The following is a 9,251-nucleotide window of genomic DNA, read 5'->3' as shown; positions in this document are numbered from 1 at the left end:
GTCCATCGGCGGTTACCTCATCGGATTCACCGGCGTGGCCGGGGCCATGATCCTCGGCTACCTCCGGCTGCGTGGCCCGGTCGGCCCGGACCCCGCGCCGGTCACCCCACCGGAAAGGCTGCGGCTGGCCCTGGCCACACCCCTGCTCATCGGGTACGCGGCCACGGCGATCGCCGTGCCCACGCACCTCGGCCTCACCTACGCCATCCCCGGCGGGTCGAGGTGGTGGCTGCTCGGGTTGCTCTGGGCGGGCTTCGCTGTCCTCGCGTACGCCGCCGAGCGGGTCACCGCCGGCAACAGCTTCGGCGTCCTGGCCGTCTCCGCGGTCGCCGTGGTCGCACTGACGGGCGCGGCGGTTGTCGGGCTCACCTTCGGGTTTGTGCTGCTCATCGTGCCGCTGCTGGCCGTGCTGCTGCTGTGGCAGGCGGTCTGGAGCGCCGTGCTGCACCGCTTCTCGGCGCCGGCGTGGCTCATCGCGCTCGTGGGGTCACTCGTGGTGGCCTGGCCGCTCGCGACCGCTCTGCCGGTCACCGGATAACCACCTCCAGGGTTCGTGCCACTGTGCGCCGCGATCGCGCCGTGGTCGCCGCTTGATCGACAGCATGGGCCGGGTCGGAACACATCGATCTGGAGGAATCCCGTGCGAACCTGTCGTTCCACTGTTCTCTTCGGCGTCCTGGCCGCCGGTCTCGTGCTCACCCAGCAGGCGTGCACCCGCGGCGACCGGCAGTCCGGCAAGCCGGTCGCTTTCACCACCCCGGCCTCCGCGGGCACGACGCCCGCCCCGGTCAAGACGACCAAGGCGGGCAGTGGCAACAAGCCCGCGGTGAGCAGCACCGCGGACCCGATCCTGGCCGGCCAGCGGCAGGTGGTGATCAGGCCGATCCCGTCCAGCGAGTCGATCGTCGCGGTCGACGAGGACGGCCGGCTCAACCTGACCGACGGCGAGGCCGAGTTCGGGCTGTTCGTGCTGGCCCCGGTCGGCGACAAGTTCCTGATCAAGACCGCGAAGGCCGGCGCCGGTGGCGAGCAGTCCTGCCTGGGCATCAAGAACAACGGCAGCAGCCCGCTCACCGTGGAAGCGACCGCCTGCGACACCCGCCGGGACGGCCAGCTGTTCACGATCAGCCGGCTGAAGGCGAAGGACAAGCAGGGCCGGCCCACGTACGCGATCAGCAACGAGGGCGCCTTCCTGCAGGTGTTCCCGCGCACCGGCCTGATCGCCGAGGAGCTGGGCGACGCGCCGCTGCTGACGACCTACGCGTTCATCGACAACGGCCCGGCCGGCTCATAACCCAGCGCGCTGCCCCGGCGAACTCCGCCGCAACCTCCCGGGCCGCCAGGCAGTAACGGCCGGTCCGGGCGCGCTGCGCCGCCGGGCAATGCGGGTCACAAATGCGTTGACGCGAACGGCGGGGTCGGCCATTCTGGTTACCGGCACCGCACCGAGGCCTTGAAGGGAGTTGACCGTCATGTCGCAGCAGATCGCCTATTCGCTGACCCTGTCCGACCTGACGGCCGAGCTGTATCTTCGCGGCCGAGAGACCCGCCTTGAGCTGGGGTGGTGGAGCGGTTAGCGCAGCAGAGCCTGCGTCCGCGCCGCCCACCTCGAGCCGAGGAGAGGGCGGCTTTTTCATTTCCCGAATCGCGCCTGAACGCATTCGGTGAACCATTTCTTGCCCGGGTGGCCCAACGGCAGAGGCGTCCGATTCAGGGTCGGAAGGTTGGGGGTTCGAATCCCTCTCCGGGTACGCAGGACAAGTTCCCATGGCGCAGCTGGACAGCGCGCGACGCTACGAACGTCGAGGTCGCAGGTTCGAATCCTGCTGGGAACGCGCAGTGTGATCGGCCCGGCCGGCTCCGTGACGAGCCGACGGGGGCGGGGCGCTGGAAGCAGACACACGCGGTAGCGCCGACGCGGGAGAGTCGGGCCTGCCTGTAAAGCAGGTGCCTTGCTGAGTGGGTTCGAATCCCTCCTACCGCACATCTATTGATATCAGGCACGCCGATCACTATCACGGATGTCTATACAGGCCCTATCATGGGCTGCGTTGCGGGCGGCGACGGCCCGCCGGGCGGGCGACATTTACCCACTTCGCAGATGGGAATTGTGGTCAGCGATGATCAGCCGCGCCGTGATGTACACCAAACAGCACACGCCCAATTCCCTGCGCGTCGCGGCCCGGCGAACGCAGCTCGAAGCGCACAACGCGCGGCTGCGGCTCACGGTGCCGGTCGTCGCCCGAAGCGAATACGACAACGTCTATCACTGCGCGGTCCGTAAGACGGCCAGTCAATGGATGAAAGCCCTCTTCGGCGATCCGACGGTCTACCGCTACTCCGGTCTGCTGCCGTACGACCCGCGGGCCTACCGGTGGCGGCACCCCCAGCCCTTCCCGCCCGGCCGGATCGTCTCGTCGCTGTTCATCTCCCGCCGACGCTTCCGTGACCTGCCGAAACCCGAGCGCCACCGGGCGTTCTTCGTGCTGCGCGACCCCCGCGACATGGTCGTCTCGAGCTACTTCTCCACCCGGAACTCGCACGCGCCGATGGGCGACATCCCGCAGGTGCGGAAAGTGCTGCGCGAGAAGTCGTTCAAGGACGGTTTGCTGTATCTCATCGATCATCACGCCGAGCGGGGCACTTTCCGGGCGCTGCGCTCCTGGGTGGTCGCGGCGGAATCGGATGCGATACCGCTGTTCCGCTACGAGGACCTGACCGGAGACCAGCAGCGCGATGAGATCGACCGGATGATGCGGCACTGCGGCATTGTCATCCCACCGGCCGAGCTGACCGATCTGCTTGCACGATACAGCTTTTCCAGAATGCGCAAAGGCCCGGAGGACGAGACCATGCCGTCGCATTACCGCAAGGGCAAGTCGGGCGACTGGCAGAGCCATTTCGACGACGACATCCACGAAGCCTTCGCCGCGGCCACGGGTGATCTGGTCGAGCTCCTCGGATATCCCGCACGCACCTGAGGCTGGGAGTGAACCTACGTTCGCCCGCCCGAGGTGCCCTGATCCAGCGACCAGCCCGGCTCCGGTCGTTCACGACGGGGGCGTCGCTTCGGCGAGCAGCCCTTCGATGATCGTCGCGGTGAAGTCGTCGGCGTCGTCCGGGCTGACGACCGTCAGCAGGGTGAGCCCGGCGCCGACCACCACCAGCTCGTACGGCTCGTAGATGAACGCGCCCCCGTGGTCGTACGGGTCCTGCAACGCCAGCACCTCGGTGGTCCGGCGGGTGTACGGGCGGTAGTAGATCGCGAACGGCCCCGCGCCCGTGGCATCGAGCGTGTAACCGTGCTCGTCCCAGTGCGACTCCATCGCTTCGTCGCGGGCGATGAGGATCTCCTCCGGTCCTGGTGACAGCACACCCGTACCGTCCCAGTCCTTGAAGGGGACCGTGTCGCTGTCGCCGATCGTCACCCGCATGGCCGGCCAGGAAGTGGACCACGACCGCAGGAACCGGTGGACCACGCCGGCCGGGTCGCCGCCCAGCACCAGGACGGAGTCTGTTCCGGTGATCATCTGTTCCCCCAGCCTGATGTCGGCCCGCAGTATGTCATCGCTCGCTGGCCGGATCGGCGACCGTCCATGAGGATGCGGTGATGGAACGCTTCACCAGCGAGGGCCTCAACTTCGAGGTGACCGACACGCGCGCCGCCGGTGACACCGGTACGGGGCAAGTGGTCGTGCTGCTGCACGGCTTCCCGCAGGACCGGCACTGCTGGAACGCGGTGACGCCGGCCCTGACCGACGCCGGCTACCGCGTGCTCGCTCCCGATCAGCGCGGCTACTCCGCCGGTGCGAGGCCGGCGGGCCGTCGGGCGTACGCGATCTCCCGGCTCGCGGCGGACGTGCTGGCCCTGGCCGATGCCGCCGGGGCGGAACGCTTCCATCTGGTGGGTCACGACTGGGGCGCGGCCCTGGCCTGGTACGTGGCCGGCCACCACCCCGACCGGGTGAGCTCGATGGCTGCCCTGTCGGTGCCCCATCCGGAGGCGTTCCTGCGGTCGCTCACCTCCGGCAGCCAGTTTGTGCGCTCCTGGTACATGGCCGCTCTGCAAGTGCCGTGGCTGCCCGAGTTCATGCTCTCGCGCCGGAACGGTGACGCGATGCGGGCGTCTCTGCGCAGCTCCGGACTCGACCCGGAAAGCGCGGCCCGCTACGCCGCCAGGGCCTCCGACCGGGCCGCTGTGCGAGCCGCGATCAACTGGTACCGGGCCATACCGTTCGGGCTGCGGGACCGGACCGGTCACATCGAGGTGCCCACACTCTTCATCTGGAGCGACGGGGACCGCTTCATCTCCCGGGCGGCCGCCGAGCGTTGTGGACGCTACGTCGACGGTCCCTATCGGTTCGAGACGCTTGCCGGGATGTCCCACTGGCTGCCCGAGCAGGCCCCCGAGCAAGTGGCCACGCTCCTGGTACGGCATCTCGCAACTCCGTCGGCCTGATCTTTTTCGTGCGGTATTCCGTGCGGCGCTGTCACGGATTACTATTCCGTGCTGTGGCCTGTGAATACTGCGGTAATCCGCTTCCTGCCCGGCCCGGACGAGGGCGTAAGCAGCGGTTTTGCAACTCGACCTGTCGCAGCGCGGCCCGCCGGCAGCGCGATGCTGTCAATTCTTCCTTGACATCACCGGGCGCCGGCGGCACTCTCGGGGAAGTACAGGCTGTGCACCGGCAGGTGCTCGAAGCCCAGGATTCCCTGCGCGCCGCGGTCGATCAGGCCCGGGCCGAGGGCCACACCTGGCAGGAGATCGGAGACGTCTTGGGCACCACGCGGCAGGCGGCGTTCCAGCGGTTCGGGCGACCCGTCGATCCGCGTACGGGTGAGCCGATGTCGGCCGGGATCCTGCCCGGCGCGGGCGACAAGGCGCTCGACCTGCTCACCCACCTCGCGGCCGCCCGGTTCGACCGGGTCCGCGGCGACTTCGACGAGACGATGCGGCGGGAGCTCGACACCCGGGCGCTCGCCTCGGTGTGGGCGGTCGTCGTCGGCAGCGTCGGCGCGTTCGAACGGTTCGGCGATCCGGTGGTGCACGCCGCCGGCGAGTTCACGGTGGTCGACGTCCTGATGCATTTCGAGGCCGGGCAGAGCACAGCCCAGGTGAGTTTCCGTCGCGAGGGGACGGTGGCCGGGCTGTTCATCCGGCCGGCCTGACCTCGCCCGTACCCCCGGGGGTTCTGATGGTCCGGAGAATTGTCGCGGTCCTCGCGGCACTGACGCTGACGCTCGGTCTGCCGGCCGCGCCCGCCCTGGCCGCTTCGCCGGCCGAGACCCAGTTCGCCTGGTTGATCGACGCTTCGGCCCGGTTGCCGGTGCCGGCCGACGAGTTGGCGCAGCACCTCGATCAGGCCCTGCTGGCCGCCGATCCGAACGAGGCGCTGCGCCCGTTGGCGCCGTTCGCGCCGGCCGCGGTCATCTCGTCGTCACCGACGCAGCTGCGCCAGCTCGTGACCAGCCCCGCCGGCACACTGCTGGTCAGCCTCACCGTCAACCCGTCCGGCTTGATCACCGGACTGCGCCTGACGCCGTACCTGCCGGCCCCGACCACCTGGACCGCCGTCGACAGCAGCCTGCGCACTCTCGCGCCGCGGGTGTCTTTCGCGGCCATGCGGATCTCGCCGTCCGGCTGCCGGCTGGTGCACGGCAAAAATCCCGACACGGTACGGCCACTCGGTTCGGCCTTCAAGCTGTACGTGCTGGGCGCTCTCGCCGAGGCCGTGAAGTCCGGCCGGCTGTCCTGGGACACCGAGTTGCCGCTGAACCCGGCCTGGAAGTCGCTGCCGTCGGGCGTCATGCAGAACGAGCCGGACGGCACCGTGCACACCCTCGCCGAGTACGCCGACAACATGATCGCCATCAGCGACAACACGGCCACCGACCACCTGATCCACCAGGTCGGCCGGGAGGCGGTGCGGCGGCAGTTCACCCGCTTCGGCAACTCGGCGCCGAACGCCCCGGTGCTGACCACCCGCGAATTCTTCGCGCTCAAGGGGTGGCACTACCCGGCCGCCGCGGCGTCGTACGCCGCCCTGAGCCCGGCCCTGCGGGCGCGGATGCTGCCGCTGCTCGACCGGGTCCCGCTCACGTCGATCACCGCCTGGCCGAACCCGCGGATGATCGACAAGGTGGAATGGTTCGGCTCACCGGTGGACATGTGCCAGGCGTACGCCGGCCTGTGGCGGCAGCACGAGCCCGCGGTGAACGCGGCTCTGACCATCAACGACGGCGGAGTCGCCCTGCCCGCGGCGGAGTTCCCGACCGTGTGGTTCAAGGGCGGATCGGAGCCGGGCGTGCTGACGCTCAACTACTTCGCCCGCGCCGCCGACGGTGACCTCGTCACGGCGAGCCTGATGCTGTCCGACCCGGCCCGCCCGCTGGACGAGACGGCGGTCGCGCCCCAGGCTGTGGCCCTGCTCCGGGGAGCACTCCAGCTCACCGCCGGCTGATCAGCGGCCGGCCCGGCCCGGGAAACGCTTGCCGATCGGCCGGCGGTTCCCGGGGCGGGGCGCCGTCACGGGTGCGGCGGTGGCCCGATACCGGCGGGCATCTTCGGCCACCGTCTCGTCGGCGTCGTTCTCCAGCGCCTGCCGGATGTGCGGCGGGGTGACGGCCGAGGTGGCCAGCGAACGCCGCACCTCCACCGACCGGTCGTTGACCAGGGTCTGCAGGTCCGCTTCGTCCAGCGGCAACGCCCGGACCAGCGCGGCGCGGACGTCGGGCGACGAGTCCTGGGCCAGGGCGTGCCGGTGCTCGGCGGTGGTCTGCTCGTTGATGGCGAGACCCTTGCGCACCCGTACGGTCCGGTCCTGGAGGAGAGCGGCGATCACGTCCGGGTCGAACGTGTGACTGGCCAGCCGCTCCCGCACCTCGGGGGAGGCGTCCTTGACGAGGATCGCGGCCAGCTCCGGCTCGAGCTCACCCATCTCGGCGAGCAGCCCGCGCAACTCCTTGTCCTGCGCCTTCACCATCACCTGGCGTACCCGGGCATCGCACGACGGGTTGGCCGCGACCGCCCAGCGCACCCACCGGTCGGCGTCGCCGACGAGGCGCAGCAGATTGCCCTGGCTGGTGGCCGGATTCCCGGCGACCGCCTGCCGGACGGTGCGGTCACGATCACGGGCGAGCGGCCGCAGCGCCTCCGCCGGCGCGTCCGGCCGGGCGGCGACGGCGGCGCGGACCTGAACGGAGGGGTCGGAGGCCAGCTCGTAAAGCGTCGCGGCGGCGGTCGTACGGTCCTGCGCGAGGGCGAGCCGGTCGTTTTCCATGGGCGGGATCCTCTCACGCTTCGTCCGCGGGGCTCTCCGGCATGCGTACGCTGACCGGGTGGATCACGAAGAGCGCATCGCGATGTTCCTGGACTACGAGAACCTGGCCATCAGCGCCCGTGACCACCTGGGCGGCATGCCCTTCGAACTGCGCCCGGTGGCCGACGCGCTCGCCGAGCGGGGCCGGGTGGTGGTCCGCCGGGCCTACGCCGACTGGTCGTACTTCGACGAGGACCGCCGCATGCTGACCCGCTCGCACGTCGAACTCATCGACATCCCGCAGCGGATGGGCGCCTCCCGCAAGAACGCGGCGGACATCAAAATGGTGGTGGACGCGCTGGAGGTGGCGTTCGAGCGGTCGTACATCTCGACCTTCGTGCTGTGCACGGGCGACAGCGATTTCACTCCACTGGTGCACAAGCTGCGCGAGCTCAACAAGCGGGTGATCGGGGTGGGGGTCGAGAGATCAACATCGAAGCTGCTGCCCCCGGCGTGCGACGAGTTCCTCTATTACGACCGCCTCGAGGGTGTGGAGATCCCGGCGGTGGTGGTCCAGGAGCCGCAGCCGGCCCCAAGCGAGCCGGTACGGGACGTGGAGACGCTGTCTGCCCTGGTCGCGCAGACGGTGGCGGGATTGCAGCGCAGTTCCAGCGGGACGGTGACTGCGTCGACGCTCAAGCGGACGCTGCTGCGGAAGGACCCGACTTTCAACGAGGCGGACTACGGCTTCCGGGCGTTCGGCGAAATGCTGCGCTACCTGGCCGGGCACAACGTGGTCGAACTGATCGGCGGCGGCTCGGCCAAGGGCGACCCGGAAGTGGCGCTGCCGGAGCACGGGGACCGGGAGGCGGCATTCGCACTGCTCCGCGGCGTGGTCTCCGACCTGGCCGGAAGCACCGGCGCCGCGGCGCTGTCAGGCCTGAAGAACCAGGTCCGCAAGGTGGCGCCGGACTTCAGCGAGAAGAAGCTGGGCTACCGGAGCTTCCTCCAATTCTGCAAAGCAGCAGCGACAAGCAACGCGGTCGACCTCAAGTGGAGCCCCGAGGCCGACGACTACCTGCTCACCCCCAAAACGCAAAGCTGAGGAGAACTGTCATGTCTTATGCGGTGGACTTCGGCACCGTTTCGACCGTCGGCCTGGAGTCGTCGCCGGTTGCGGATGCGCTGGCCGGTCTGCGGGCGAACGAGGCCCGCTATTTCAAGAACAAGTACGACCACACTTTCACGGTGGAGCCCGCCGGCGAGGCCCAGTCGACCATCGCCTGGGTGAGCCGCATCCTCGAGGAGGAACGCGGCCTCGTCATCTCCTCCCCGCCGCTCGAGGCGACGGCCTTCCAGGTCGAGAACATCCGGATGGCCTACGTCTTCTACCAGAGCGGCCTGTCGATCAACGTGATGTACACGATCGACGACGGCGGGAAGCGGGCGGTCGGCTTCAAGCTCTCCGACGGCATGGACGTTCCGGAGGAGCTCGGGGCGTTCAAGTTCGCCCGGCAGAAGTCGAAGCTCGCCGGCACCATCCGCGGCTCCTACTTCGTCATCAAGAAGGAGTACTGAGCCCGGCCCGGCGCCGCAGAGATCGGGGACCGGTCGACCACATGATGGGAGCGCTCCCATCATGGACCGTTCGGTGGATGTGTTGATCAGCATCGATGCGTAAGGGTGCTTGCGGACTGCAACGCCATCTCCACGGGGGAGTGCATCGTGCGCGTTTCCAGCCGGTTCCGGCTGCTCAGCCATGCCCTGATCTGGGCACTCGTCATTTCTTTCCTCTTCGTCCTGCCGTCTGCGCGGGCCTCGGCCGCGCCGTCGGCGACACCGGGTGCGGGCCCGGTCAACAGCCCGCTGCCGGCCACGGCGACCAAGAATCACGGCCTGCCCGCCGGTAGGTCGGCGCCTCCGGTGCCGCCCGCGGTCGAGGCCGGCGGCAAGGTCCGGGTGCCGACCGCGACCGAGAAGGCCCAGCGGCGC

General features: G+C 69.4%; 10 protein-coding genes, 3 tRNA genes and 1 pseudogene. 12 read left to right on the top strand and 2 right to left on the bottom strand.

What is annotated here, in order from left to right; genetic code table 11:
• The 6 genes and pseudogenes from AB0C29_RS20465 to AB0C29_RS20440 all read left to right on the top strand — a co-directional run.
• Positions 1–538 (top strand): annotated as a pseudogene (locus AB0C29_RS20465) (dienelactone hydrolase); the annotation flags it as partial.
• 102 nt (positions 539–640) lie between these two features.
• Positions 641–1,294: a hypothetical protein gene (locus AB0C29_RS20460; protein WP_360822287.1), complete on the top strand. Its 654-nt coding sequence runs from the start codon at positions 641–643 to the stop codon at positions 1,292–1,294.
• A 384-nt stretch (positions 1,295–1,678) separates the two neighbouring features.
• Positions 1,679–1,751, top strand: a tRNA-Leu gene (locus tag AB0C29_RS20455).
• A 10-nt stretch (positions 1,752–1,761) separates the two neighbouring features.
• A tRNA-Arg gene (locus AB0C29_RS20450) sits at positions 1,762–1,835 on the top strand.
• A 68-nt stretch (positions 1,836–1,903) separates the two neighbouring features.
• Positions 1,904–1,984: transfer RNA gene (locus AB0C29_RS20445), tRNA-Tyr, on the top strand.
• A 136-nt stretch (positions 1,985–2,120) separates the two neighbouring features.
• Entirely contained in the window at positions 2,121–2,981 is an 861-nt protein-coding gene (locus AB0C29_RS20440) for a sulfotransferase domain-containing protein (protein WP_360822285.1), read from the top strand.
• 69 nt (positions 2,982–3,050) lie between these two features.
• On the opposite strand, the gene AB0C29_RS20435 is transcribed toward AB0C29_RS20440, so the two are convergent.
• Positions 3,051–3,530: a hypothetical protein gene (locus AB0C29_RS20435; protein WP_360822283.1), complete on the bottom strand. Its 480-nt coding sequence runs from the start codon at positions 3,528–3,530 to the stop codon at positions 3,051–3,053.
• An 80-nt stretch (positions 3,531–3,610) separates the two neighbouring features.
• On the opposite strand from AB0C29_RS20435, the gene AB0C29_RS20430 reads away from it, so the two are divergent.
• From AB0C29_RS20430 to AB0C29_RS20420, 3 genes are all read left to right on the top strand, one after another.
• The gene (locus AB0C29_RS20430) at positions 3,611–4,459 is read left to right on the top strand and encodes an alpha/beta fold hydrolase (protein WP_360822281.1); all 849 of its coding nucleotides are present in this window, start codon (positions 3,611–3,613) and stop codon (positions 4,457–4,459) included.
• A 317-nt stretch (positions 4,460–4,776) separates the two neighbouring features.
• On the top strand, positions 4,777–5,169 hold the full coding sequence (locus tag AB0C29_RS20425; RefSeq protein WP_360822278.1) for a DUF3887 domain-containing protein: 393 nt from the start codon (positions 4,777–4,779) through the stop codon (positions 5,167–5,169).
• A gap of 26 nt (positions 5,170–5,195) precedes the next feature.
• Positions 5,196–6,461 (top strand): serine hydrolase, encoded by a 1,266-nt coding sequence (locus AB0C29_RS20420; RefSeq protein ID WP_360822276.1) that lies wholly within the window; start codon positions 5,196–5,198, stop codon positions 6,459–6,461.
• Here the strand turns inward: AB0C29_RS20420 and AB0C29_RS20415 are convergent, their stop codons facing one another.
• A complete protein-coding gene (locus tag AB0C29_RS20415; RefSeq protein ID WP_360822274.1) occupies positions 6,462–7,280 on the bottom strand; it encodes a hypothetical protein in 819 nt (272 codons plus the stop codon).
• Positions 7,281–7,338: 58 nt separating this feature from the next.
• Here AB0C29_RS20415 and AB0C29_RS20410 point away from each other — a divergent pair, with 58 nt between their 5' ends.
• From AB0C29_RS20410 to AB0C29_RS20400, 3 genes are all read left to right on the top strand, one after another.
• Entirely contained in the window at positions 7,339–8,364 is a 1,026-nt protein-coding gene (locus AB0C29_RS20410) for a PIN domain-containing protein (protein ID WP_360822272.1), read from the top strand.
• A gap of 11 nt (positions 8,365–8,375) precedes the next feature.
• Positions 8,376–8,837 carry a phage tail protein gene (locus AB0C29_RS20405; protein ID WP_360822270.1) on the top strand — a complete coding sequence of 154 codons (462 nt, stop codon included), beginning with the start codon at positions 8,376–8,378 and terminating at the stop codon, positions 8,835–8,837.
• A gap of 147 nt (positions 8,838–8,984) precedes the next feature.
• On the top strand, positions 8,985–9,251 hold a 267-nt coding region (locus AB0C29_RS20400; protein WP_360822268.1), incomplete at its 3' end, for a hypothetical protein.

This window comes from Actinoplanes sp. NPDC048791, assembly GCF_040650095.1.
GTDB lineage: Bacteria > Actinomycetota > Actinomycetes > Mycobacteriales > Micromonosporaceae > Actinoplanes.
Note: the sequence above shows the minus strand (reverse complement) of the source record. Positions and strands in the feature narration are given on the sequence as shown.

Bases quoted from the DNA above. Each gene is read 5' to 3' on its own strand.
- AB0C29_RS20440 (WP_360822285.1), top strand. From the start codon at position 2,121: ATGATCAGCCGCGCCGTGATGTACACCAAACAGCACACGCCCAATTCC.
- AB0C29_RS20435 (WP_360822283.1), bottom strand. From the start codon at position 3,530: ATGATCACCGGAACAGACTCCGTCCTGGTGCTGGGCGGCGACCCGGCC.
- AB0C29_RS20430 (WP_360822281.1), top strand. From the start codon at position 3,611: ATGGAACGCTTCACCAGCGAGGGCCTCAACTTCGAGGTGACCGACACG.
- AB0C29_RS20420 (WP_360822276.1), top strand. From the start codon at position 5,196: ATGGTCCGGAGAATTGTCGCGGTCCTCGCGGCACTGACGCTGACGCTC.
- AB0C29_RS20415 (WP_360822274.1), bottom strand. From the start codon at position 7,280: ATGGAAAACGACCGGCTCGCCCTCGCGCAGGACCGTACGACCGCCGCC.
- AB0C29_RS20405 (WP_360822270.1), top strand. From the start codon at position 8,376: ATGTCTTATGCGGTGGACTTCGGCACCGTTTCGACCGTCGGCCTGGAG.